The sequence below is a fragment of the Photobacterium piscicola genome, from assembly GCF_046058925.1.
In the GTDB taxonomy this organism is placed as follows: Bacteria; Pseudomonadota; Gammaproteobacteria; order Enterobacterales; family Vibrionaceae; genus Photobacterium; species Photobacterium piscicola.
Genome location: NZ_CP175534.1, coordinates 2,297,058 through 2,324,017 on the forward strand (window position 1 = coordinate 2,297,058; position 26,960 = coordinate 2,324,017).

The 26,960-nt window shown below is 39.2% G+C and carries 22 protein-coding genes; 9 read left to right on the forward strand and 13 right to left on the reverse strand.

All coding sequences use genetic code 11. The features are described 5' to 3' along the window. Window positions 1-43 precede the first annotated feature (43 nt). The 6 genes from lapB to aroA all read right to left on the reverse strand — a co-directional run bounded on the left by lapB (window position 44) and on the right by aroA (window position 5,969). Window positions 44-1,213, reverse strand: coding sequence for a lipopolysaccharide assembly protein LapB (lapB, locus tag ACJZU6_RS10915; protein ID WP_408900263.1), 1,170 nt, complete (start codon window positions 1,211-1,213; stop codon window positions 44-46). 6 nt (window positions 1,214-1,219) lie between these two features. Then, complete coding sequence (locus tag ACJZU6_RS10920; protein WP_080156724.1) at window positions 1,220-1,504, reverse strand: LapA family protein; 285 nt, start codon at window positions 1,502-1,504, stop codon at window positions 1,220-1,222. Between the two features lie 128 nt (window positions 1,505-1,632). After that, window positions 1,633-1,923, reverse strand: coding sequence for an integration host factor subunit beta (ihfB, locus tag ACJZU6_RS10925; RefSeq protein ID WP_036795301.1), 291 nt, complete (start codon window positions 1,921-1,923; stop codon window positions 1,633-1,635). An 80-nt stretch (window positions 1,924-2,003) separates the two neighbouring features. Continuing rightward, the gene (rpsA, locus tag ACJZU6_RS10930) at window positions 2,004-3,674 is read right to left on the reverse strand and encodes a 30S ribosomal protein S1 (protein WP_080156725.1); all 1,671 of its coding nucleotides are present in this window, start codon (window positions 3,672-3,674) and stop codon (window positions 2,004-2,006) included. 124 nt (window positions 3,675-3,798) lie between these two features. Next, on the reverse strand, window positions 3,799-4,476 hold the full coding sequence (gene cmk / locus ACJZU6_RS10935) for a (d)CMP kinase (protein WP_080156726.1): 678 nt from the start codon (window positions 4,474-4,476) through the stop codon (window positions 3,799-3,801). 212 nt (window positions 4,477-4,688) lie between these two features. Continuing rightward, window positions 4,689-5,969 (reverse strand): 3-phosphoshikimate 1-carboxyvinyltransferase, encoded by a 1,281-nt coding sequence (gene aroA / locus ACJZU6_RS10940; RefSeq protein ID WP_408900264.1) that lies wholly within the window; start codon window positions 5,967-5,969, stop codon window positions 4,689-4,691. 173 nt (window positions 5,970-6,142) lie between these two features. Between aroA and ACJZU6_RS10945 the strand changes: the two genes are divergently transcribed. After that, the gene (locus ACJZU6_RS10945) at window positions 6,143-6,571 is read left to right on the forward strand and encodes an NUDIX hydrolase (protein WP_080156728.1); all 429 of its coding nucleotides are present in this window, start codon (window positions 6,143-6,145) and stop codon (window positions 6,569-6,571) included. Window positions 6,572-6,672: 101 nt separating this feature from the next. Here ACJZU6_RS10945 and ACJZU6_RS10950 read toward each other — a convergent pair whose 3' ends face one another. Further along, a complete protein-coding gene (locus ACJZU6_RS10950) occupies window positions 6,673-7,803 on the reverse strand; it encodes a DUF5666 domain-containing protein (RefSeq protein ID WP_408900265.1) in 1,131 nt (376 codons plus the stop codon). A 100-nt stretch (window positions 7,804-7,903) separates the two neighbouring features. Here ACJZU6_RS10950 and ACJZU6_RS10955 point away from each other — a divergent pair, with 100 nt between their 5' ends. The 3 genes from ACJZU6_RS10955 to ACJZU6_RS10965 are packed head-to-tail and all read left to right on the forward strand — an operon-like array spanning window position 7,904 to window position 10,334. Continuing rightward, a complete protein-coding gene (locus ACJZU6_RS10955; protein WP_080156730.1) occupies window positions 7,904-8,575 on the forward strand; it encodes a response regulator transcription factor in 672 nt (223 codons plus the stop codon). After that, on the forward strand, window positions 8,544-9,791 hold the full coding sequence (locus ACJZU6_RS10960) for a HAMP domain-containing sensor histidine kinase (RefSeq protein ID WP_080156731.1): 1,248 nt from the start codon (window positions 8,544-8,546) through the stop codon (window positions 9,789-9,791). Before ACJZU6_RS10955 ends, ACJZU6_RS10960 begins: the two co-directional genes overlap by 32 nt. Before the next feature lie 18 nt (window positions 9,792-9,809). Then, on the forward strand, window positions 9,810-10,334 hold the full coding sequence (locus tag ACJZU6_RS10965) for a lipocalin family protein (protein WP_408900266.1): 525 nt from the start codon (window positions 9,810-9,812) through the stop codon (window positions 10,332-10,334). 58 nt (window positions 10,335-10,392) lie between these two features. Here the strand turns inward: ACJZU6_RS10965 and ACJZU6_RS10970 are convergent, their stop codons facing one another. From ACJZU6_RS10970 to gyrA, 4 genes are all read right to left on the reverse strand, one after another. Continuing rightward, complete coding sequence (locus ACJZU6_RS10970) at window positions 10,393-11,118, reverse strand: sulfite exporter TauE/SafE family protein (RefSeq protein WP_080156733.1); 726 nt, start codon at window positions 11,116-11,118, stop codon at window positions 10,393-10,395. Window positions 11,119-11,249: 131 nt separating this feature from the next. Continuing rightward, a complete protein-coding gene (locus ACJZU6_RS10975; RefSeq protein WP_080156734.1) occupies window positions 11,250-13,256 on the reverse strand; it encodes an EAL domain-containing protein in 2,007 nt (668 codons plus the stop codon). 188 nt (window positions 13,257-13,444) lie between these two features. Beyond that, entirely contained in the window at window positions 13,445-14,527 is a 1,083-nt protein-coding gene (gene serC, locus ACJZU6_RS10980; protein WP_408900267.1) for a 3-phosphoserine/phosphohydroxythreonine transaminase, read from the reverse strand. Window positions 14,528-14,794: 267 nt separating this feature from the next. Continuing rightward, entirely contained in the window at window positions 14,795-17,461 is a 2,667-nt protein-coding gene (gene gyrA, locus ACJZU6_RS10985) for a DNA topoisomerase (ATP-hydrolyzing) subunit A (protein ID WP_080156736.1), read from the reverse strand. A 489-nt stretch (window positions 17,462-17,950) separates the two neighbouring features. On the opposite strand from gyrA, the gene ACJZU6_RS10990 reads away from it, so the two are divergent. The 5 genes from ACJZU6_RS10990 (at window position 17,951) to yfaE (ending at window position 23,216) form a co-directional block, all read left to right on the forward strand. Further along, on the forward strand, window positions 17,951-18,094 hold the full coding sequence (locus ACJZU6_RS10990; protein ID WP_162841596.1) for a hypothetical protein: 144 nt from the start codon (window positions 17,951-17,953) through the stop codon (window positions 18,092-18,094). A 161-nt stretch (window positions 18,095-18,255) separates the two neighbouring features. Beyond that, complete coding sequence (gene ubiG / locus ACJZU6_RS10995) at window positions 18,256-18,966, forward strand: bifunctional 2-polyprenyl-6-hydroxyphenol methylase/3-demethylubiquinol 3-O-methyltransferase UbiG (RefSeq protein ID WP_080156737.1); 711 nt, start codon at window positions 18,256-18,258, stop codon at window positions 18,964-18,966. A gap of 511 nt (window positions 18,967-19,477) precedes the next feature. Then, window positions 19,478-21,745: a class 1a ribonucleoside-diphosphate reductase subunit alpha gene (nrdA, locus tag ACJZU6_RS11000; protein ID WP_080156738.1), complete on the forward strand. Its 2,268-nt coding sequence runs from the start codon at window positions 19,478-19,480 to the stop codon at window positions 21,743-21,745. A 44-nt stretch (window positions 21,746-21,789) separates the two neighbouring features. Beyond that, the gene (gene nrdB / locus ACJZU6_RS11005) at window positions 21,790-22,923 is read left to right on the forward strand and encodes a class Ia ribonucleoside-diphosphate reductase subunit beta (protein ID WP_080156739.1); all 1,134 of its coding nucleotides are present in this window, start codon (window positions 21,790-21,792) and stop codon (window positions 22,921-22,923) included. Continuing rightward, entirely contained in the window at window positions 22,920-23,216 is a 297-nt protein-coding gene (yfaE, locus tag ACJZU6_RS11010; protein ID WP_080156740.1) for a class I ribonucleotide reductase maintenance protein YfaE, read from the forward strand. The genes nrdB and yfaE overlap by 4 nt, the downstream gene beginning before the upstream one ends. Before the next feature lie 72 nt (window positions 23,217-23,288). On the opposite strand, the gene adiA is transcribed toward yfaE, so the two are convergent. Both adiA and potE read right to left on the reverse strand, forming a co-directional pair. Next, entirely contained in the window at window positions 23,289-25,580 is a 2,292-nt protein-coding gene (gene adiA / locus ACJZU6_RS11015; RefSeq protein ID WP_080156741.1) for an arginine decarboxylase, read from the reverse strand. Between the two features lie 54 nt (window positions 25,581-25,634). Next, window positions 25,635-26,957, reverse strand: coding sequence for a putrescine-ornithine antiporter (potE, locus tag ACJZU6_RS11020; RefSeq protein ID WP_080156742.1), 1,323 nt, complete (start codon window positions 26,955-26,957; stop codon window positions 25,635-25,637). Window positions 26,958-26,960: the final 3 nt, after the last annotated feature.

The following is a 26,960-nucleotide window of genomic DNA, read 5'->3' on the forward strand; positions in this document are numbered from 1 at the left end:
ATTACTGCACTGGTTTTAATATGATATAAACAAACGGTGGCAATTATTCACCATCAAGTCCTCGAATTGGCTTTATTTGTCCCCAGCTTTTACAAGAAGGACATTGCCAATACAAAGCATGCGTTGCAAACCCGCATTGACGACAACGGTAACGAGGTTTTACTTTAAGCTGCTCACCAACTAAGTGACGTAAGCTGGTTAAACTTTCTTTTGCACGACCTTCTTCAGCTTCATCAAGATGGTATTCCATCAACTGATAAAAGCCTTTCATAGTTGGATTTTTTTGAAGTTGGCGTGTCATAAAAGATTGCGCCGTTACAGCACCATCGTGTTTTGCTATTTCATCAGCGAGCATGAGTTCTGCACTCGCCCCTGCTTTTTGATCAACACAATGCTGTAAATACTTAAGCCATGCGGTTTGATTATTCATCGCCTCATAGCACTCAAGTAACAGAGGCAAAGCTTCACCAACAAACTCAATATCTTGCTCTGAGATCCGTTCTAATGTTTTTGCCGCTTGCTTATATTCTTGTTGTTTAACCTGAATTTTGGCAACAACAATGGATGCGCGTACACAATGTTTATCTACTGATAGTGCTTTTTTTAATAGCTGAATGGCTTTATCTTGATTTTGAGCACTGAGCTCAAGCATCGCAAGTTCACACCAGTAATGGGCAATATCATGCTTTAATTTGATCTTGCCTAATTTCACCAACTGAGTGGCCATTTCAATGGCTTTTTCCCACTCACGGGTTTGTTGGTAAATAGCTAATAATTGTTGTAAGGCTGGCTTACGATAGTCTGGTTCATCCAACAACTGTTCAAAAATACGTTCAGCGCGATCAAAAAAACCAGCGACCATATAATCTTTAGCTAACTGCTGTAATGATAAGTTACGTTGCTCAATCGATAAATTCGGCCTTGCTATCAAATTCTGGTGAATACGAATGGCGCGATCAACCTCTCCTCTGCTACGGAATAGATTTCCTAAAGCAAGATGAGTATCAATAGTTTCACTGTCAACCTGAAGCAATTCAATGAACAGGTCTACTGCTTTATCAGACTGATCTGATAACAGCATATTAAGACCTGTTACATACTGGCGAGATAAGTGGTCAGACTTTTCTTGCTTTTGGTTACTTGCGCTCCTGTTACCCATGTACCAACCATAAGCGGCAGCAATAGGTAAAAGTAGGAACAACAATTCAAGCATTAATTCTTATTCCTTAATAGGCTGAGCACGAAGCTGGTCAAGTTCTTGCTGCTGCTTCGCTACTTTCTTCGTTAAACGATTTTTAGCAAATCGTGCTTTTAGGTATAAAGTACCACAAATTACCCAACCAATAACAAAGCCAGCACCAAATGCTGTTCCTAATAACGTAGAAAGCTGAAATTCACCCTGAGCAACTAAATAATCAAAATTAACCATTATTTGATTTTGCGCACCAAGAGCCAGAGTGATCAAAAAGGCAGCTACTAGAACAATAATTCCTAAAATCTTCATCGTGAATCCTCTCACTAAATCTAAATTATAATTACTGATTATGCAGTAATTTTACCGATCAAACCATGATCTATAGACATAAAAAAACGGCATACAGAGTGTATGCCGTTTTTTTGTTCTATTCGCGGTTAAGCAGCTATCGATGCATTAACACGGTCACGTAATTCTTTTCCTGGCTTGAAGTGAGGAACGTACTTGCCGTCCAACTCAACTTTATCACCTGTCTTTGGATTACGACCAACGCGAGGAGCACGGTAATGCAAAGAGAAGCTACCAAAGCCACGGATCTCAATGCGATCACCTTCTGCAAGTGTGTTCGCCATATGTTCAAGAATATCCTTGATTGCATCTTCTACCTGTTTGGCAGAAAGATGTGTTTGTTGACTACACAGTCTTTCAATTAATTCAGACTTTGTCATAAACACTCCGTTTTAGTAAGTTTCTCAATAGTATAGCCGTTTAGAGGGAAAAAGCTAAAGCGATTTCCCTCAACGCTCAATTATTCGCCTTTAGCAGCTTTGAAAGCGTCAGCCATAGCGTTACCAAACGCAGCATCGTCTGCTTTGTTTAGTGTAGCCATTGCTTCTTGCTCTTCAGCAACGTCTTTAGCACGTACAGAAAGGTTGATTACGCGGTTCTTACGGTCAACGCCAGTGAACTTAGATTCAATAGCATCGCCAACTGCAAGAATTAGAGTTGCGTCTTCAACACGGTCTACAGATGCTTCAGAAGCGCGTAGGTAACCTTCAACACCTTCAGCTAGCTCAACAGTTGCGCCTTTAGCGTCAACAGCAATAACTTTACCAGTTACTAGAGCACCTTTCTTAGTGTCAGCTACGAAGCTGTTGAATGGGTCTTCTTCGATTTGCTTAACGCCTAGAGAGATACGCTCACGCTCTGCGTCAACTGCAAGAACTACTGCAGAAATTTCGTCGCCTTTCTTGAAGTCACGAACTGCGTCTTCACCAGAAACATTCCAAGAAATGTCAGATAGGTGAACTAGACCGTCGATGCCGCCTTCAAGACCGATGAAGATACCGAAATCAGTGATTGACTTGATCTTACCAGTTACTTTGTCGCCCTTAGCTTGCATTTCTGCAAATGACTGCCATGGGTTAGCTTTACACTGCTTAAGACCTAGAGAGATACGACGACGTTCTTCGTCGATATCAAGAACCATAACTTCAACTTCGTCGCCCACGTTAACAACTTTAGATGGGTGGATGTTTTTGTTAGTCCAATCCATTTCAGAAACGTGAACAAGACCTTCAACGCCTTCTTCGATTTCAACGAAGCAGCCGTAGTCAGTAAGGTTAGTTACGCGACCAGTAAGCTTAGTGCTTTCTGGGTAACGCTTAGCGATTGCAACCCATGGATCTTCGCCAAGTTGCTTAAGACCTAGTGATACGCGAGTACGCTCACGGTCGAACTTAAGAACTTTAACGTTGATTTCATCGCCAACATTAACGATTTCAGAAGGGTGCTTAACACGCTTCCAAGCCATGTCAGTGATGTGTAGAAGACCGTCAACACCGCCAAGATCAACGAATGCGCCGTAGTCAGTAAGGTTCTTAACGATACCTTTAACTTCCATGCCTTCTTGTAGAGAAGCAAGTAGCTCATCACGCTCAACACTGTTCTCAGACTCGATAACAGCACGACGTGAAACAACAACGTTGTTGCGCTTCTGGTCAAGCTTAATTACTTTGAACTCAAGTTCTTTGTTTTCTAGGTGAGCAGTGTCACGAACTGGACGTACGTCTACTAGAGAACCTGGTAGGAACGCACGGATGCCGTTAAGTTCAACTGTGAAGCCGCCCTTAACTTTACCGTTGATGATACCAACAACTGTTTCAGCATCTTCATAAGCTTTTTCAAGCTGGATCCAAGCTTCGTGACGCTTAGCTTTCTCACGAGAAAGCTTAGTTTCACCAAAACCATCTTCGATCGCGTCAAGAGCAACGTCAACCTGAGCGCCAACTTCGATTTCTAGTTCGCCAGCAGCGTTCTTGAATTCTTCAGCAGGAATAGATGACTCAGATTTTAGACCAGCGTCAACTAGTACGTAACCGTTTTCGATAGCGATTACAGTACCTTTAACGATTGCACCTGGGCGAGTTTCAACTTGGTTTAGCGACTCTTCAAAGAGTTGAGCAAAAGATTCAGTCATTTAATTAATCTTCAATATGATAAACAACCATGGGTATCCTACCGCATGGGGTTGATAATAAAGTCAGTTATCATCCGTGACACCGACGTTATTTAGCCGCTTACGCGACTAAATATGGATTCGTTTATTTTAGCTTAACATCAACATATGCCAAGACTTTTTCAAGCACTTGTTCAATTGACATCTCAGTTGAGTCAAGCACTAAAGCGTCATCAGCAGGGCGTAAAGGCGCTACAGCACGATTGCGATCGCGGTAGTCTCGCTCCTGAATTTCGCTTAAAAGGCTGCTAAAACTAACATCTAAGCCTTTTTTTTGCAACTGATTCATACGACGAGTTGCACGTTCTTCAGCACTGGCATCTAAGAAGATCTTCACTTCCGCGGATGTGAATACAACTGTACCCATATCACGCCCGTCGGCAACCAAACCCGGTTGCTCATTAAATGCACGCTGACGGCGTAATAATGCTTCACGCACGCGTGGTAATGCTGCAACTTTTGATGCTGCATTGCCTACTTTTTCAGTACGAAGTGTATCAGAAACATCTTCACCTTCAAGAATAACTCGAACCAATTCACCTTCAGCAACAAACTGAACATCAAGATGTGCAGCGAGAGGGACTAAAGCATCTTCAGATTCAGTATCTACGCCATGATGAAGTGCTGCAAGTGCAAGAACACGGTAAATAGCACCGGAATCAAGCAGATTCCAGCCAAGCTTTTCTGCTAACAGCATACATAGTGTGCCTTTACCTGCACCACTAGGCCCATCAACAGTAATGACTGGAGCATGAGTAGACATAAGTTTTCTCCGAATAGGTGTCCGTAATAGCAGCAACTTAACCTTAATTAAGGTTAGCCATCAAACGGTGGCACATTATACGGAAAAAAATCTAAGATTTATAGAGTTATTCCCTTTTCTATCATACCTTTTTACACTAATTAAAAACTCTGAGTAATCCTATAAGGCAACTATAGATGTAAACTTAGAAATCAATAATTAATCATTCAACGCTACACACTTAAACCTTGAAGTCTAGTGAAGTAATCAGGGAATGTTTTTGAGGTACATTTAGGGTCATTAATAGTGACAGCTGTATCACTTAATGCCACCAGCGAAAAACACATTGCCATGCGATGATCATCATAAGTATCAATTTCAGCATGTTTTAATTGTGCTGGCGGAGTGATCACAATGTAATCCTCGCCCTCTTCCACTTCTGCACCCACTTTACGTAATTCTGTTGCCATAGCAGCAAGACGGTCGGTCTCTTTTACACGCCAATTATACACATTGCGAATTGACGTTGTTCCTTTAGCAAACAAGGCTGTGGTTGCAATAGTCATTGCAGCATCAGGAATATGATTAAAATCCATATCAATTGCTTTTAATTCACCACAACGCGCAATGACATAATCATCACCCCATTCAATATTCGCCCCCATTTTGGCAAGTGCATCTGCAAATTGAATGTCACCTTGAATACTGTTTTTACCAATACCGGTTACTTTTACCGCGCCACCTTTAATCGCAGCTGCCGCTAAAAAATAAGATGCCGATGATGCATCACCTTCAACCAAAAACTCACCTGGTGATTGATATTGTTGAGCCCCTTTCACCACAAATTGTTGGTAATCACGATTCTCAACTAGAACACCAAACTGCGCCATAATATGCAATGTAATATCAATGTAAGGCTTTGAAACCAAATCACCTTTAATATTAATCACGGTATCTGCCTGAGCCAAAGGCGCTGCCATCAAAAATGCCGTGAGAAATTGACTTGAGATAGAACCATCAATTTCAACTTCACCACCAGATAACCCAGTGCCTACAATTTTCAGTGGTGGATAATGGTCATTTTCTAAATATTCAACACTAGCGCCAGCACTGCGTAATGCATCAACAAGATGACCAATCGGACGTTCTTTCATTCTTGGCTCACCCGTCAGCGTATATTCTCCCGCACCTAAACACAGTGCGGCAGCCAATGGGCGCATCGCTGTTCCGGCATTACCTAAATATAATTCAAGCGGCTGCATCGCGGTAAAAGTATGACCTAAACCGTCAACTTCACATTCGGTCTTATCTGCCGACAAACGATAATTTACACCAAGTTGCTGTAATCCATTCAGCATATGACGAATATCATCACTGTCTAACAAATTGGTTAAACGTGTTGTTCCCTGTGCTAAAGCGGCTAATAACAGTGCGCGGTTTGAAACACTTTTAGAGCCCGGGAGATTGACTTCACCATTTACTTTTGCAATCGGCTGTAAGGTTAAACTTTCCATTGATTATTCTTCCAATCCTAATTTTTTCTTGTCTAGCAGAGTACCCAATAATGTCACAGTTATCTAGCGGCAGTTTTTTTAAATTTTATCGCCACTATTGAATATTATGCCAGTATCCACACCACAATTACGGTAAAGTGCTTGTATATAGCAACAATGATATTGAGGACATAATGAGTGCAATAACCCCCATGGTTGGAATTGGCGTTATTATCGTTAATCAACATGGTCAAATCTTAATTGGCAAACGTAAAAATAGTCATGCACCTTATTACTCTATACCTGGTGGACATATGGAACTAGGTGAGACCTTTAGTCAATGCGCTATTCGTGAAGTGGAGGAAGAAACAGGGCTCACCATCTATCAACCACAAGTGATTGCTGTAACCAATAATCTTGCTACCTATTCAGAATCAGGCAAGCACTATATCAGCGTCGCCTTACTTACTACTGAGTTCAGCGGTGAATTAACATTAAAAGAACCAGATAAATGTGAAGGATGGCAATGGGTAAATCCAACTCAAGTCCCTTCACCACAATTTGATGCCAGTGAGCAGTCGATTCGATGTTACTTAGAACAACGGTTTTGCATCAACGAGTAGTCACTATAAATAAACCAACCGTTCTAAAACGCAAAAAGCGCCTGAGCAATAGGCGCTTTTGGTTCGAGGTTCGAGGTTCGAGGTTCGAGGTTCGAGGTTATTTAATCACGTTCTATTTCACGTGCAATTTTTTTACCGTTAATAATTATACCTTCAACTTCAATGCGTTGGTCATGAAGGTTATCTTCATTTAAGCCGTCATCAAACTCAGTATAAGCATCAATATGAATCAAGTTTCTATTTACAGTAAAGGTGCCTTTATCAGCAATACTTGATGCTATGCCTTTATCTTCAAACTCGCGCCATTGATTACCAGTCTCACCATCGAAGTCATTTTCAAATTCTATCTCACGAGCAATACCATTTACGGCAGTAACTTCAACCATCACCCCAATATTTAAATTTGCTTTCGTGCCGTCTTCAAAATAAGTTGAACCTGTTACCATAAAACGACCGCGAGCGTTTAATTCAAACTGAGACTTATCATTACTAACCCAGGTTACAACACCTTCGATTTCATTATCATTATCAGATGCATCGTAAGTTTCAACGTCCACTTCAGAGGCGTCAAAGGTGTCACCGTTCATTTGACCTTTAACTTCAACCCACTGACCATTTTGTAATGTTGCATTATCTTCAATTCTAGCATTGCTATAATCAATATTTGTTCCAGCACCAAGATTAAATTGAATATCCGTCAAATTCGAAATTTGCCCTTCAATCTCATAATGATTAGCAATACCTTCATGCTCAAATTTCACCACTGAAAGTACTTTATAACCCAAACCAGTTTCAGTCGCTTGTGGTAATGATGACACCATCACCCAATCATTAACGTCAATATTTTGATCAAGGCTAAAGGTTAATGTTGCGCCATTAATAACAAATGTTGAGTTAGCACGATCAATATGAGTAACCATGCCAACCATCGTTGGCTCTAATTGCACTAAAGCACCGGCTTTTGATGAAGTAGAAATAGCAACCATCATATTTTTTTGCAGATCTTTTATTGAGTACTGAGTATCCGCACCATACGCGACAGATGCCACATCGTAACTATAACCGTTAACTTCAATGGTGTTCGCTGAAACATTCACTGCATTAATTGTACCTTGAACGGCTAGAGGCTTGGTCTCAACAGGTGGCTGAGGTGAACCACTATCATCACCGCCGCCACCACCACAACCCGTAAGAATTAGACCAATCAGTGCCGCCAGTGTGATTTTGTTCATGAATACAGACCTTTTTATTAATAAATTATGAATATTGTTTTATTGGTAAGTATACTAAAACGCCAAACGTGAAATATTCGTGAAGAGTCTAACTAAAAAGATGAAAATTCTTATTGTTGATGATAACCATCAAATTGTTGAAACGATTGCCGATTACTTAGAGCTAGAAGGGATGACGGCAGATTGCGCTTATCATGGTCAAGCCGCGTTAACTTTTATTGAAAATAACCATTATGACGTCATCATCATGGATATTATGATGCCTAAAATAGATGGTATTGCTGCCGTTCAAAAAATTCGTAACGATCTATATTGTGGCACTCCTATTCTCTTTTTAACCGCCAAAGATACCCTAGACGATAAAGTTGCCGCTTTTAAAGCTGGTGGTGATGATTATTTATTAAAACCTTTTGCAATGGAAGAACTGTGCCTACGACTTCGTGCCTTAGCTAACCGTGGGCCTCGTCAAGATATTGGATTATTAAAATATGCCGATCTGGTGATGAATAACCGCAGTGATGAAGTCAGTCGTGATGGGAAAACGATTAAACTTAGCCGCATTCAATTTAAAATTCTTAAAGTTTTATTGCATCACGCTCCTAATATTGTGACTCGTCAGCAAGTCATTGACGCGGTCTGGGGCGAAGAGTCCCCCTCTAGCGATGCCCTGCGCAGCCATATTTATGGTTTACGCAATGCCATTGATAAAAACTTCACTACTTCACGATTAGAGACGATTCATGGACAAGGTTACCGCATCAAAACTGCCTAGTTTTCCTAGTATTTATCGAAAAGTCAGTTTAAGTTTTGGGTTAATGACTTTTGGCATGTTTATTTTATTCTGGGCTGTTATTTATGTCGCAGAAAACCAACTAGAAGTGATCAGTCTTCATCATTGGCTAGATAAAGAATCAAGCCAATATGTTATCGACTATAAAACAATGGGTGATGATGCACCGCTGCCAAACAATAGTGAATTTAAGAGCTATTGGAGTGAACGTTCGTTACCTGATTGGCTAAAAAGATATAACCAACCCGGGTTTTTTGAACATTTACGAGGTACTGAAGATAAACATTTTTTAGTGTTTGATCATCCTTCAGGTCGTGGGCTAATGTACGTTGTCTATCAAGATGATGCCGATGATTACCTTGATGATTATGAAGATAACCTGCATTATTTCACGTTTATATTTGGCTTATTATTATCATTCGTCATGGGAAGCTATAGTTTTTATTTTATACGTTCACTATCGCAACCATTAGCAAAAATAGATCAAAAAATTCGTCAAATGCCCCCTGACCAACCCAATTTTGAAGTTGAAACTCAATTTCGTGAAACGCGAAAGATTGAACAAGCATTACTTGATAGTAAAAATAACATTGCTGGTTTTTTTCGACGTGAAAAAGAATTTAGCCGTTTTGCATCCCATGAGCTAAGAACCCCGATAATGATCATTCAAGGTTCGACAGATTTACTCAATAAAGTTCCCAATCAACCTAATGTCGCAAAAAAAGCCATCAATAGATTATATCAAGCCAGTGCTGATATGCGGATACTCACTGAAACCTTCTTATTATTAGGTAAAGAATCGATTGAAAGCCATCACTTTAGTCACTGTGATTTAGCACATGAACTCCGCCAACAATTATTGATAATGGAACCCTTATTTGCCAAACAGGATGCCAGCTACTATCTTGAGATCAATCACTCAGCCACAATTAGTGCGCCGTCAAGTTTCATCACTATCATTATTAATAATCTGATAAAAAATGCCTTTAGCTATAGCATTGGCGATATAGAAATAAAACTAGCCCATGATCGCCTTACTATTATCAACCGCCATGATGGTAATGAAATTTATAATCAGGGCTATGGCTGTGGATTAGTGATAGTGCAGAGAATTTGTGAACGTATGCAATGGGCATTTACAGTGACAGATAATGAGGTAACATTTACTGCTGAAGTGGTTTTTTTAGCTTCAAAATAATCAAATAAGGAGGAAGGGATGCTTACTTATATAAAATGGTTTTGTGGCGTTATCTTATTAAGCATAACGGCAGGCTGTACAACAGGTAAACCCAATAATGTTCAACCCGTAACTAATTTTGATATTAATCGTTATTTAGGACAATGGTATGAAATAGCACGATTAGACCATAGTTTTGAACGTGATTTGGACCGTGTTACCGCCACTTACAGCTTAGAGGCTAATAATACAATTAAAGTTATAAACAGTGGTTTTAATAGTGTTAATCAACAATGGCAACAGGCACAAGGCAAAGCTAAATTTGTTGACCAACCAAATCTTGGCCATCTTAAAGTATCTTTCTTTGGCCCTTTTTATGGCAGCTATATTATCTTTGCACTTGAAGATGATTATTCAGCCGCATTAGTCAGTAGCTATAATTACGACTATCTATGGATATTATCACGAAGCAAAAAACTCGATCCTGTGATACTCGAACGTTATCTTAATCGCGCTAAACTTGCAGGATTTGAGATTAAGAAGCTCATTTACCCACAGCAATAACAGAGAAATCAGTAACGACTAATATTCATCAATACATTAGGCATTACTGTGCTAATGCCTAATTAAAAAGATGAAAGCCTTGTGATAATGCAACAACCGCAGATAACGAGCAAAGTCCTAACACACCATATTGCATTACTTGTTTTTTAACTTTATTACGCACACGATAAGCAAGCAAGCTCGCTATAATAGGTGCGGGTAACAACCAGACAATCGTATTGAAATCAGCCATCGAAAAACGGCCAGAGAAATGTAGCGCAGTCAGTGATACAATATTCGTCAAACAAAAAAATGCAGCTAAGTTTGCTCGAATTTTTTCAGGTTCTTCATTTTGCATCAGTAAAGCAATAACGGGTCCACCGATACCTGTAGTAGTGCCAGTGATCCCTGAAATAAAACCACCAATAAATAAATTACGAGGTGTGGGAGCTAAACGTAACTTTGCAAAGCTCAATATAACCGCCCCTAATACCGTTACACCCAGCATAATTTCCAATTGATCAGTAGAGATCACCATTAATACATAAGCGGCAATAAAGATACCGGGCAAACGCCCTAAAAAAGCAAAAACCAAAAAACGAAGCGATAAAGCGTGACGATATTGATACCACACAATTGCGGACATAAACATGCCAATAAAAATGATCGCGCACGGCATTAATCGTGGTTCAAGCAGAAGAATAAAAGGACCAACAAGGACCCCCATACCAAAACCAATCGTACTCTGAATGAAACACCCGCCAATAAAAACCAGCAAGCAAGTAATAAAAATAACAGGATCCATAACATTCTTATAAGGGGAAATTCCCTTTTAGATCCTACACTTTATTTTTACCCATAAAGAACAATTAACACTTAACAAATGCAAGCTTAGATTGATAAGCACTCTTATCAAGTTTTGCTTAAGTGACTGAGCTAAACATTTTTAAACCATGTTAAAGCATCATTAAATGCCATCGGTTTAGCAAAATAGAATCCTTGGCAGATATGAATACCACACTGCTGCACAAACTGTTTTTCTGCTTCGTTTTCAACCCCTTCAGCAACTAATATACAACCTGTCACTTCACTTATTTTAGCCAGCAGCTGATATAAGTTTTTTTCACGATCGTGTTCGATATTGCCCAATAAAGCGCGATCTAACTTTACTTTATCAAAGTTAAACTTCAATAAATGAGGGAAAGACGCATAACCCGAACCAAAATCATCAATGGCAACCGTTATTCCTAATCCTTGCAATACCTCAATATTTTCTGATACCTGTTTGTCATCTTCAAGTATGGCTTCTTCTGTTATTTCTATTTCTAAATTCAACGGTGAAATAGAATAAAAACTTAAGCGTTCCACAAGATAGGCAATAATATGTTTATCTGACATTGTTTCAGCAGAAATATTAACTGCAATTTTGCAGCCATTATCAAGAGGCATTTTTTGCATGTCTTTTAGCACTAAATCAATAACCATTTTATCCAGTTGCTTCATCGCTCCGATTTGTTGAAAATCTTGAATAAATAATGGTGGTAATATTTTACCATCGACATCTTTATAACGAATCAGTGACTCAAACGATAATCCTTTATCATCATTTAAATTAATTTGAGGTTGATAAAACATCACAAACTCACCATGACTCAACATACGACTAACACGGCGGCTAATATCATGCTTACTCACATAACTCGCCATGGCTTGATTCACATCACCCAAAAATGATTTAAGCGTACTACGTCCAAGCTCATATTGCTGACTTATCGAGGTATTATTAGAACGACTTTTCCCTGCATAATGCAGATAAAATGGGCGGTAAATAATAATCCCAATAACAACCACAATTACCTGTAATATCACGCCAGAGACACTGTGCTGAGTGGCGACATAACCACTAAGAAAAGGAGGTGTCATCCATTCCACAATGGTTGTCACTGGGTGTACTAATCCAGATGATATAGCACCATATACCACCACAAAACTTACCAAAGGCACGCAAACAAAAGGGACAATTAATATTGGATTAAAAATAATCGGCAAACCAAACAGTAATAATTCATTGATATTAAAAATAACCAACGGCAATGCTGATAGTGCTAATGTGATATGTCGTCTTTCTTTTGAAAATAATAAAATACAAAACAGCAGACTGATCATATTTCCAGAGCCGCCCATCGATAAGAAAGCATCATAAAACCCCTGCCCTAGCACATTTAAAGGGGCTTCTCCTGCTTGCCAATCAGCAATATTTTGTTGAGTAACTTCAAATAATTGCTGCTTTGTTCTAAAAAGAAAATTATGTCCATTAATACCAATTGCACCTAATAAACCCAAAATAAATTGATAGGCTAAGCCGCCATAAAATGTCAATGGATTTGGAGCAATATAATTATGTATATTTTGACTAAACGAGATCACAATCTTAGTTAATTCTTCTAACCCTACGGTTAATAAAAGAAAACAAAAAAAATGTAATACATGCTTATACAGCGTACTAACAAAATCTAATCGAGAAGGATCGAGCGGAAAAAGACGAAAGGAAATACAGCATGATGCAGAAATAATAGCTGAAAGCAGTGCCACAAGTGGGTTATTAGGCAACCCGTTATGATCAGAGACTAAGCCATTGGGAACGGAGACTGCAATTAATAGTAATAGTGAATATGGCACAACAACCATAGCATTAACGCCATGTTTGGTGGCCAGATAATAACTAGTGATTAAGCATAGTGCTATCGGGTAGATGCCAATTAATAAATTAGAAAAATAAAAAAAATGATTCGCTAATTCACTTAACTCAACCCACTTTAATGCATAACCAACAAATAATGTAATTGCATTACAAATAATTAAAGGCAGTAACAATAAAAAAACAATAGAAATATCACGGATATAATCGTTGTAATATGATTTTAATATTGATCTTTTGCTCATACATTCACAGTCACAATAGAAGGGGTCTGGATTATATAGAGCTATAGTAAATGCTCAAGCAAAAAGAGTGTAACGAGTTATTACGGTTCTAAAATAAAGCTAAAAAAATACACACATAATGTGTGTATTCTACCTAGCAATAGCGTTTAGCGTTTAGCGTTTAGCGTTTAGCGTTTAGCGTTTAGCGTTTACGCATTATTTTTTTCAAACTTCTGCATAAAATCAACCAATGCTTGTACGCCTTCTAAAGGCATCGCATTATAAATTGAAGCACGCATACCACCGACAACACGGTGGCCTTTCAATGCTTTTAAGCCAGCGGCATCGGCTTGAGCTAAAAATGCCTCATCAAGATTCGAGTTTTTCAATTGAAATGGTACATTCATGATTGAGCGGTTATCCGCATGAACATTATTAATGTAGAAATGAGAGTGATCAATAAAATCATACAATAATTTTGCTTTCGCAAGATTACGTTGTTCCATTGCAGCCACACCACCTACACTTTTAAGCCATTTAAATACTTCACCCGCTAAATACCATGCGAACGTCGGTGGAGTATTAAACATCGATTCTTTATCAACCAATACCGTATAATCTAAAATACTCGGTAAAATTGATTTAGCTTTGCCTAATAAATCATCACGCACAATAACAATGGTTAATCCTGCAGGACCAATGTTCTTTTGGGCACCAGCATAAATAACACCATATTTAGAGACATCAATTTGGCGAGATAAAATAGTGGATGACATATCAGCGACAATCGGCTTGTTCGTTATCGGTAAATCACGAATTTCTATGCCATCGATAGTTTCATTTGGGCAAAAATGCACAAACGCAGCATCATCAGAAAGTGACCATTCTATTGCAGGTAAAATGGCTTTTTTGCCCTCTTTTATACAGGTGATATCAACATTATTAGGCTGACAATATTTTGCTGCTTCTTCAACAGCACTGTGAGCCCAAAAACCACCATCCATATAATCTGCGGTGGTTGCTTCACCTAATAAATTAAGAGGCACAGCCGCAAATTGACCACGTGCGCCACCATGACAAAATAAGACATGGTAATTAGCAGGAATATTCAGTAAATCACGTAAATCTTGTTCTGATTGAGCGGCAACCGCAAGAAACTCTTTACTACGGTGGCTGATTTCCATAACGGAAGTGCCTAAACCCTGCCAGTTAATTAATTCTTGCTGGGCTTGCGCCATAACATCTGTGGGAATCATTGCCGGACCGGCACAAAAGTTATAAACCTTATCCATAATGTTGTACTTGCTCCTGCTCGAGTGACAAAATAAAAATTAACTGCTTCATAAAGCTAATAGCATCACAATCGGTACTACTTTTAGCATTACAAAACAGACAGTAAAGATAAATCTCAACATTGTGACAGATATCATTTATTTATTTTTACACCTTTATTGCGCAACTTTAAAGTGTTAATTAGCGATTCGTTGTTTATAAATATGTGGGCAAAAAAAAACGCAGCCATTTGGCTGCGTCTTATTCAGAATAAAGCACTATAGGGCTTACTCTTGCTCGGTTGAATCACCTGATTCTGCATCTGTTGCTGGTAGTTCTGTATTTTCAACAGTCTCACCATCAACTAATTCAGCATCTTCAATTAATTCAACTTCTGCTGGCTCATCAATACGCTGTAAGCCAACAACTTTTTCGTCTTCAGCAGTACGAATAAGTGTAACACCTTGAGTATTACGACCTACACGGCTAACTTCAGCAACACGAGTTCGAACTAATGTACCACCATTGGTGATCATCATAAATTCGTCGCCGTCTTCAGCTTGAACAGCACCAACAACGCTACCGTTACGCTCAGAGACTTTAATTGAAACTACACCTTGAGTGGCACGGCTCTTCGCCGGGTACTCAGCAAGGCCAGTACGCTTACCATAACCATTTTCAGTTACTGTAAGAATATCGCCTTCGTTGTGTGGCACAATTAGCGAAACAACTTTATCGCCTTCTGCAAGTTTGATACCACGCACACCAGCCGCAGTACGACCCATGCCGCGAACACCACCTTTCGCATTGCCTTCAGCATCAATCACTGGGCTTTCGTAGAAACGCACTACTTTACCGTATGCTGAGAACAGCATGATATCGCAGTCACCATCAGTAACATCAACACCAATCAATGAATCGCCTTCGCGTAGGTTTACGGCAATAATACCGGCACTACGAGGACGACTAAAGTCGGTTAATGGCGTTTTCTTCACCGTACCATCAGCGGTTGCCATAAAGACAAACTTGTCTTCTGTGTATTCACGCACAGGAAGAATCGCAGTAATACGCTCATCTTCTTCTAGTGGTAAAATATTCACAATTGGCTTACCACGAGCAGTACGGCTCGCTAATGGTAATTGGTATACCTTCAGCCAGTACATACGACCGCGGCTTGAGAAACATAGAATCGTGTCATGGGTGTTAGCTACCAACAAACGTTCAATGAAGTCTTCTTCCTTCATGCGCGTTGCTGCTTTACCTTTACCACCACGACGCTGTGCTTCGTAATCGCTTAGAATTTGATACTTAACATAACCTTCGTGAGAAAGCGTAACAACAACATCTTCTTTAGTGATCAGATCTTCTAAATCAATATCATTGCTTGCCGCTGTGATTTCAGTACGACGTTCATCGTTAAACTGTTCTTTCACTAGCTCTAATTCTTCACGGATCACTTCCATCAAACGCTCAGAGCTTGATAGAATAAACATAAGCTCAGCGATTTCTTCAAGAAGTTGCTTATATTCTTCAAGAATTTTGCCGTGCTCAAGACCCGTTAGCTTATGTAAGCGAAGGTCAAGAATAGCTTGTGCTTGTTGCTCAGTTAAGTGGTATAGATTATCACGAATACCAAATTGCTCTTCTAGCCAATCTGGACGCGCAGCATCAGTACCTGCACGCTCAAGCATCGCTGCAACATTACCTAACTGCCAGCCACGAGCAACAAGTGCTGCTTTAGCTTCTGCTGGTGTATTTGCATTACGAACTAATTCAATAATTTCGTCGATGTTTGCAAGAGCAAGCGCTAAACCTTCAAGAATATGAGCACGATCACGCGCTTTACGCAATTCAAAAATAGTACGACGCGTCACCACTTCACGGCGGTGATTAACGAAGCACTTAATCATTTCTTTAAGGTTAAAGATCTTTGGTTGGCCATTATCAAGCGCAACCATGTTGATACCAAATGTTGTTTGCAATTGCGTTTGAGCATAAAGATTGTTCAGAACAACTTCACCAACCGCATCACGCTTACATTCGATAACAATACGCATGCCGTCTTTATCAGACTCATCACGTAATGCGCTAATGCCTTCAACTTTTTTATCTTTAACAAGCTCAGCAATTTTTTCAATCAAACGCGCTTTGTTAACTTGATAAGGAATCTCATGAACAATAATGGTTTCACGACCATTCTTTTCAGTTTCGATTTCAGCTTTGGCGCGCATGTAAACTTTACCGCGACCAGTATGGTAAGCATCAACAATACCTTTACGGCCATTGATCATCGCAGCAGTTGGGAAGTCAGGGCCTGGAATATATTCCATTAGCTGATCAATAGTGATGCTCTCATCATTGATATACGCTAAACAACCGTCAATCACTTCGCCAAGATTATGGGGTGGTATATTCGTTGCCATACCTACCGCAATACCAGAAGAACCGTTCACTAATAAGTTAGGGATCTTTGTTGGTAAAACAGCTGGTATTTGCTCGGTTCCATCATAGTTAGGAACGTAATCAACCGTTTCTTTGTCTAAATCAGCCAATAATTCATGGGCAATTTTAGACATACGGACTTCGGTATAACGCATCGCAGCGGCAGAGTCGCCATCGATTGAACCGAAGTTACCTTGACCATCTACGAGCATGTAGCGAAGTGAGAACGGTTGCGCCATACGTACAATAGTATCGTATACAGCACTATCACCGTGTGGGTGATACTTACCGATAACATCACCTACCACACGGGCAGATTTCTTATATGCTTTATTCCAGTCATTGCCTAGCACATTCATCGCGAATAAAACGCGGCGGTGCACAGGCTTAAGGCCATCACGCACATCAGGAAGAGCACGACCAACGATAACTGACATCGCATAGTCGAGATAAGAGCTTTTCAGCTCCTCTTCAATATTTATGGGCGTGATCTCTTTTGCAAGATCGCTCATGGAGCCAATATCCCTCAGGTAATTTCTGTCGTATTTTTATACGTGCAAGGTGCAATAATATAGCATATTTCAGCCCTAATAGGCACACCTTTCACGACTTATGTTATGAGTAATTTAGCGGAATTTATAGAAAACAGAAACAAACATCGTCACATCTGAGGATTAATCACACATCACTGTTTATTTATTGTTCATTATACCAACTATCTTAAACTACTCTTTTTAACCTACAGAGTATGTAACCATTTGTAAAAACAAGATGTAACACCGCTTTATATATGGAACAGCTTAAAATTAACAAAATAAAATCAAAAATGCGACATTTGACCATTTATTCATCATTAATATTGCGCACACTATTGTCGATGATAAAACATAAGTACCACGAATATATTTTAATACTAGTAAAGATGTTGATGTTACAAATAACAATATCATTCAATTGAACATTCTATGCCACATTCGCATAGAGTCACTGAGGATAAAGTCATGGGTACAGCAATTAATGTGATTGGTCTATCAATCATTATTGGTAAATACATTCTAATGCTCATACTTGCGATTACCACCCTATTTGGCGGTATTTTCTCACCTGAACTCATTCCTGCAACAATTAGCAGTTTTAATGAGTAATTTGTGATATCGCCAAGTAATACAACTGTGCTTGGCGAGCCGCATCCTAACGATGATGGTCATCAGATTTTTCTATTTGTGTTTACTACAGTTATTCTTTGCATCGACTCGTTTATTTCGCATAATAGCCGTTATCAATTAAGGAAAATGGCACCACTAAAATGACCAAATCACGTAATGTTGACCTTGCAGAAATCGAAAAGTTTGAACAAATAGCTTCGCGTTGGTGGGATCTTGAAGGTGAATTTAAACCGCTTCACCAAATTAACCCTTTACGTTTAAATTATATCATTGACCATGCTAATGGTTTATTTGGCAAAAAAGTCCTCGATGTGGGTTGTGGTGGTGGCATTTTAGCTGAAAGCATGGCGATTGAAGGCGCCCATGTAACTGGACTTGATATGGGTAAAGAACCATTAATGGTCGCTAAGTTACATGCTTTAGAAACAGGTGCCAAACTTGACTATGTTCAATGTACGGCAGAAGAGCATGCTGAGCATCATCACCAAGCTTACGATGTCGTTACCTGTATGGAAATGCTTGAACATGTTCCGGATCCCGCATCGGTCATTGCTTCATGTGCAAAAATGGTCAAACCTGGCGGGCATGTGTTCTTTTCTACATTAAACCGTAATATTAAATCATATTTATTTGCAATTGTTGGCGCTGAACATGTCATGAAACTAGTACCGAAAGGTACCCATGATCATCAAAAGTTTATTCGCCCATCAGAACTCATCGCTATGGTAGATAAAACACCATTACAAGATCGTCATATTATTGGACTTCACTACAATCCTCTGACTAACATCTATAGTCTAGGTAATAACGTTGATGTGAATTATATCGTCCATACAATTAAACCAATGTAATTAATCCCGACTAATGTCACTATCAATATTAAAGGAGATCAGTTTATCTCCTTTAGCTACATTCTACTAACAAACACCAAGCCTTTATTATTCTAGTGACCAAAAAAAACCAGTAAGATCAAGGGTTATTAATATCTTATTTAGCTAAAAATTCACCATTTCACTGACTCAAATTCGTTCTAAAAAAGCAATAAAAATAAATTTTATTTATCTAAAAAAATAACTGAAAAAGCATTGATTTTTACTATCTATTTGATGCTATTCGCTGCATCAGTGAGTTGGTACTAACTTTTTTATTGAAATCCCCATGTTATCCACAGCTGCTCAAAAAATACCATCTTGCAAAACCACGCATTCACCACTATCTTGTAAGCACTTTCGCTCAACACCCCAACATGTAGTGTTTTTGCTGAATAACAATATTTAAAATAAAGATCACATTCTTTGCTAATCTAATAGATAAATTGCAAAAAAATATCATCTGCAAGGAAAACTGGGAAAATAATAACAAATGACTCAACAACTAACAGTTACCAAGCGCAACGGCCGTAAAGAACTTATAGATCTCGACAAGATCCACCGTGTTATAGACTGGGCTGCAGAAGGCCTAGAAAATGTCTCGGTATCCCAAGTCGAACTCAAGTCACACATCCAGTTTTATGACGGTATTCGTACTGATGATATTCACGAAACTATCATTAAAGCTGCGGCAGATCTGATCTCAGAAGAAACGCCAGACTACCAATACCTTGCTGCTCGATTGGCAATTTTCCACCTTCGTAAAAAAGCCTATGGTCAATTTGAGCCACCAACATTATTTAACCATGTAAAAAACTTGGTTGAAAAAGGTAAGTACGATAGTCATCTACTTGACGATTACACCGAAGAAGAATTTGCAGTGATGGATACGTTTATCGATCACTGGCGTGACATGAATTTTTCTTATGCTGCGGTTAAACAACTTGAAGGTAAATACCTCGTTCAAAACCGAGTATCTGGTGAAATTTTTGAAAGTGCACAATTCCTGTATTTATTAATTGCAGCTGCATTATTTAATAAATATCCAAAAGAAACGCGTCTTGATTACATTAAGCGTTTTTATGATGCTTCATCAACCTTCAAAATTTCATTACCTACACCGATTATGTCTGGTGTACGTACACCTACACGTCAATTTAGCTCATGTGTATTGATCGAATGTGATGATAGCCTTGACTCAATTAACGCAACAGCAAGCTCTATTGTACGCTATGTATCACAACGGGCAGGGATTGGGATTAATGCAGGTCGAATTCGTGCACTAGGATCTGAAATCCGTGGTGGTGAAGCATTCCACACTGGTTGTATCCCTTTCTACAAATACTTCCAAACAGCAGTTAAATGCTGTTCTCAAGGTGGTGTTCGTGGTGGTGCAGCAACATTGTTCTACCCTATTTGGCACCGTGAAGTTGAATCACTATTAGTGTTAAAGAATAACCGTGGTGTTGAAGAAAACCGTGTTCGTCATATGGACTACGGTGTACAAATCAACCGTCTAATGTATACCCGTTTGATCAAAGGCCAGAATATTTCATTATTCTCTCCTTCTGATGTTCCTGGGCTATACGATGCGTTTTTTGCAGACCAAGTTGAATTTGAACGCCTATATAACTTGTATGAGCAAGACGACAGCATCAAAAAACAATCGATCAAAGCAATCGAATTGTTTTCATTATTGATGCAAGAGCGTGCTTCAACAGGTCGCATCTATATTCAGAACGTTGACCACTGTAATACGCACAGTCCATTTGATCCTGCAATAGCGCCAATTCGTCAATCAAACTTATGCCTTGAGATTGCATTACCAACCAAGCCATTAAAGAATGTTGAAGACGAAAATGGTGAGATCGCATTATGTACATTATCTGCATTTAACTTAGGTGCGATTGATAGCTTAGATGACTTAGAAGAACTAGCAGAGCTGACGGTTCGTGCACTTGATGCACTATTAGATTATCAAGACTACCCATTACCAGCAGCACGCCGTTCGACCATGAATCGCCGTACTTTAGGTGTTGGTGTAATTAACTTCGCTTACTACCTCGCTAAACATGGCGTACGTTACTCTGATGGTAGTGCGAATAATCTAACCCATGAAGCTTTTGAAGCAATTCAATATTACTTATTGAAAGCATCGGTAAATTTAGCCAAAGAGCAAGGTCCATGTCCGTTATTTAACGAAACGACCTATGCCCAGGGTATTTTACCTATCGATACTTATAAAAAAGAAATCGATAATATTTGCAGTGCCGACTTACATTATGATTGGGAAACATTACGCGAAGAGATCAAAACTCATGGTCTGCGTAACTCAACCCTTTCTGCACTTATGCCATCAGAAACATCATCGCAGATTTCAAATGCGACTAATGGTATTGAGCCGCCACGTGGATACGTTTCCGTTAAAGCATCGAAAGATGGTATCCTCAAGCAAGTTGTTCCTGAGTTTGCTAAATACAAAGACAACTATGAGTTACTTTGGAACATTGGCAGCAACGATGGCTACCTACAACTTGTTGGCATTATGCAGAAGTTTATTGATCAGGCTATTTCAGCAAATACGAACTATGACCCAAGTAAGCAACCTGGCGGCAGAGTTCCAATGAAACTGCTATTAAAAGATCTGCTAAATGCTTATAAATTAGGTGTTAAGACACTGTACTACCATAACACTCGCGATGGCGCAGCAGACAGCCAAAGCGATCTAAGTGATGATGATTGTACAAGTTGTAAAATTTAAATATTAAAAGGGAGCCGATGGCTCCCCTTTGATTTGAGGATATCATGGCCTACAGTACTTTTTGTCAAACAAGCAACGATCAACTTAAAGAACCAATGTTCTTTGGGCAATCTGTTAATGTTGCGCGTTATGACCAGCAAAAATTTGAAATTTTTGAAAAACTTATCGAAAAACAGTTATCTTTCTTTTGGCGTCCAGAGGAAGTTGATGTATCGGGTGATCGCATTGATTACAATAATTTACCCGATCATGAAAAACATATTTTCATCAGTAATTTAAAATACCAAACATTACTTGATTCTATTCAAGGACGTAGCCCAAACGTCGCATTATTGCCAATCGTTTCACTGCCAGAATTAGAAACATGGATTGAAACATGGTCGTTTTCAGAAACGATCCACTCACGCTCTTACACACATATTATTCGTAACATTGTGAATAATCCGTCGATTATTTTTGATGATATTGTTCGTAACGAACACATCATTAAGCGTGCTGGTGACATTTCTAAATACTATGATGATTTAATCACAGCAACCAATGACTATCATCGTTACGGTGAAGGTCAGCATTCTGCCGATGGTATTGCTTTCACTGTTGATTTACATGAAATCAAAAAGAAACTGTACTTGTGCCTAATGTCAGTCAATGCATTAGAAGCGATCCGTTTCTATGTCAGCTTTGCATGTTCATTTGCTTTTGCTGAACGTGAAGTGATGGAAGGCAATGCAAAAATTATAAAGCTAATTGCACGTGATGAAGCATTACACCTAACAGGTACTCAACATATGTTGAACTTGTTGCGTAATGGCCATGACGATCCACAAATGGCAATCATTGCAGCAGAATGTGAAGAAGAATGTTTTAGCATCTTTAAAGCCGCAGCTGAGCAAGAAAAAGAGTGGGCTGAATACCTGTTCAAAGATGGCTCTATGATTGGCCTAAACAAAGAGATTTTGTGTCAATACGTTGAGTACATCACAAATCTACGTATGGCAGCAGTTGGTTTACGCTCTGCTTATGATGGTGCCAACCAAAATCCAATTCCATGGATCAACTCTTGGTTATCGTCAGATAACGTACAAGTTGCACCTCAAGAAGCCGAAATCAGCTCCTATCTTGTTGGTCAAATCGACAATGATATTAGCGCTGATGATCTTGGTGACTTTGAGTTGTGAGTCAACTAACCATTACGGTTAACGGTATTAAGGTTTGTGGTAATCGCCACGAACCTTTATTAACCCAGTTAGAAAAAGCCGGTATTAAACCTGAATATCAATGTCGCAATGGCATGTGTGGCGCTTGTCGTTGCAAACTCGTTTCAGGCACAGTAACTCAACCAGAAACATTGGCTTTTGTTGGCCCAAATGAAGTTTTAAGTTGTTGTTCAATACCACAACAAAATATTGAAATTAATTTTGATTACCAATTAAATACTCAACAACCTTTTAAAACTAAAATAGCCCTTTAACGTTATCTGATTATTTAGATCAAGATAAACAATAAAGAGCTATTTTTTATTGTTTGTAAGTGGCGTAACTAACTACTTCACACACATTACATGATAAACACCATCTTCAACTTCAGTCCCTTCCGTTTCATGTTCAAAGCCTGGGAATTCTTTATCCCAAATTTCTAAACTGTGCAAATAACCGATTTGAGGGCTATTGGCATCACCAAAATTCTCACCAGACATTAGCATCGGAATACCCGGTGGATACGGAATAACAGCATTTGCAGCAATACGCCCTTGCAGTTTATTGGATGGCACCATTTCTACATTATCATCCACAATAGCTTCAAATGCAGCACGAGGAGTAATATCCGCTTTGGGTAACGTCGAATAAGCCGCATTCAACATTTCTGATGGGGTATGGGTTTTTAAATAAGTAAACATTTTGTCACCCAAATCTTTCAGCCCTAAATCACCATACACTTTCGGATGACTCGCAGCCAAATCAGGTAACACTGATTTTAATGGGGTATTGTTGTCATAATGGGTTTTGAAACTCAGCAAGGTATTAACTAAAGTCGCCCACTTACCTTTGGTTATCCCCATTGAGAATAAGAACATCACTTGAAAATCCGTGGTACGGGTTGGCACAATACCAAAACGGGTTAAATATTGGGTCACTAACGCGGCGGGAACACCAGTATCAAGTAACTTGCCATCATCCCCCATTCCTGGCGCTAAGATACTGACCTTAATCGGATCGAGCATGCACCAATCTTTAGGAATATCGTCAAAACCATGCCACTTATCGCCCGGTTTCATGATCCAAAAATCTTGTGTTGTTGCTAATAATTCTGCAGGAGCATCCTCAAAACCATATTCAATCCCAGTATCAGGATCAATAATAGATTCTGCATTCCATGGTTTAAAGAACCAATCACCATCAGCGACAAACTCACGGTGTAAACGTCCCATTGCCTGACGATAATCTACCGCTTCTTTGATAACTTCATTGGTTAATGATTCACCACGGTTACCCGCCATTTGTGACACTGCAATATCATTTGAAACACTAATAGCATATAGTGGCGATGTAGTTGCATGCATCATGTATGACTGATTAAAGCGTTCAAAATTAATATGATCTTTACCATAGCGTACATGAATCCATGATGCTTGAGAAAGCGCATTTAATAATTTATGGGTTGAATGAGTGGCAAAAACCGTTGGCCCGTCATCTGGCATTTCTTGAGGCTCACCTCGCATAGCAAAATGATCGGTATAAATAGGGTTGAAACGTGCATAGCCATACCATGCTTCATCAAAGTGAATACGGTTACTACTCTCACTTAAAATATCTTGTGCACGCTTTGCGTTGTAACATAAACCATCATAAGTACAATTTGTAACAACAGCATATGTGGCCATTCCACCCGCAAGATCTTTTGTTAGTTCGCTACTTTGTGCCGATTTTTTTAACCCTTCAGGTGACATTTGATCGGGATAAATCGGACCAATAATGCCGTAGCGATTTCGGGTTGGCACCATATAAACAGGCAATGCCCCGGTTAACATCAACCCTTGCTCAATCGATTTATGGCAATTTCGATCACAAATCGCTAAGGTATTTTCTCTCATACAAATTTGCATAATGGTACGGTTTGCACCAGACGTACCCGTTACCAAGGAATAAGATTTATCAGCACCAAAGACTTTGGCGGCATAGTCTTCACTTTCACCAAAAGCCCCCGTATGATCAAGTAATGATCCTAAAGAACCTCGCTCAATCCCCATATCTGAACGGAACAGCCCTTCACCATAATAATTATAAAACCGCTGACCTTCTGGTGTTTTAAGAAAACCGACACCGCCCTGATGACCGGGAGCCGCCCATGAATATTCATGAACACTGTCATATTTCATCATGGCATTTGCCAATGGTGGTAATAGCTGATCACGGTAACGTTGCATCGCTGCAATCGCACGCCCAGCCATAAAATCAGAGGTATCTTCTAAAATCCATGCAAACTCACTCACTAATGACATCAAGTGACGATCGACGGTTAAGGTCATTTTCTTACGTTCCGCGAGTAAGAAAACAGGGACTCCTTGTTGGCGTTGGTTTAATTTTTCAATCAAAGAAAAGAACATATCATTCTCTTCTTGTTGCTGCCCCGTCATGCTCGATGTCAACATAAAGCAATCAATGGCCATATTAACGTTTAGCATCGAATAACAATCATCGTAAGTAGATGCTTTGGCAACAATAATCGATTCATCTTCAAATTGTTCAACTAATCGATCGATAGCATTTGCAACCACACCTGTAGCTTGAGAGTTATCAAAAATTAGCACTCTCATATGCTTACCATAATTCAACATATACAATCCTTTAATATCAGAATAATAATTAAAATTTCGTTAATACTATAAAATTCACGATGACACTTTATTATTTAACGCTTCTCGACTAGCAATAAACCCATAGAAGAAATAACCAATTAAAGTGATGATAGCGCCATAAAATACCGCTTCCTCACCAGTAGAATAAGCACCATATATACTATAGAGCACTGCTACCGACCCAATAATAATACCGTTCTTATATTCTTTTTGATCAACATTACTTTGCCTCATAATTATTCCGAGCGCTGTTAATGCTAATACATAAGGCACCATATTTATAAATACGGCTAAATTCACTAATACGTTAAATTGCTTTAATAGTGTTGGTGAAATAGTCATAACGGCAAGTAACAATTCAAAGGCTAGCATAATCATCATGCCTTTAAATGGCGCGTCATACTTATTTACATCACCAAAGATTTTAGGGAATAAACGCATATCTGCGGCAACTTTCGATACTTGAGCATTAGTAAATTGCCAACCTAGTAGCGATCCTACACAAGCCATAATCGCCATAGCCGTAATAATTTCACCAACTAATGGACTAAACATTTGAGCAAAAACAAGTCCAAAAGGAGAGTCCGATTTTGCTAAAATCTCATTAGGAATAATGCCTTGAATAACTGTTGTAGAAGCAATATAAGTCGCCGCTGAAAACACCGTGGCCAACATACATGCAAGAGGAACATTACGTTTGGGGTTTTCTACTGTACCTGAGTTAGCACCTGCGGATTCAATACCTAAAAAAGCCCACAACGTCAGTGCCATACCTGAATAGATCGCACTACCAACCGAGATATCATGCGGGTTCCAAGCTTCTTCAAAAACTTTTGCATCAAACCAAAACCAACCAATAATTGATAATCCCAGTACCGGAATGATAATACCCCACACTGTAATTGTAGATATTTGCCCAGTGATCTTAGCGCCTTTCACATTGGCAAACATAGTAATAATTAAAATGGAAATCACACCGACAAAAGTATGAATCGGAGTTTCTTTTAACCACGGAATAAAGTATTCCAAGTAACCAACACACGACACTGCAATAGCGACAGCACTAATAACAAGACACACATAGTAAGTATAAGAGGCAATAAAAAAACTGGATTTACCATGCGCTTTTTCAGCATAAGCAGACATACCGCCATCGTCAGTACAATACATACCACATTTAGCAAATGCATAGGCAATGGCTAAAGCTCCAATGGCTGTAACAACCCAAGCAAGTAGTGCGATCCCTCCTGTGGCAGCTAAACTGGAGGGCAATAATATTATCCCCGATCCCATCATATTAACGGTAACTATGGTCGTTAATCCCATTAGTCCCATTTTGTTACTATTTGAACTCATAGT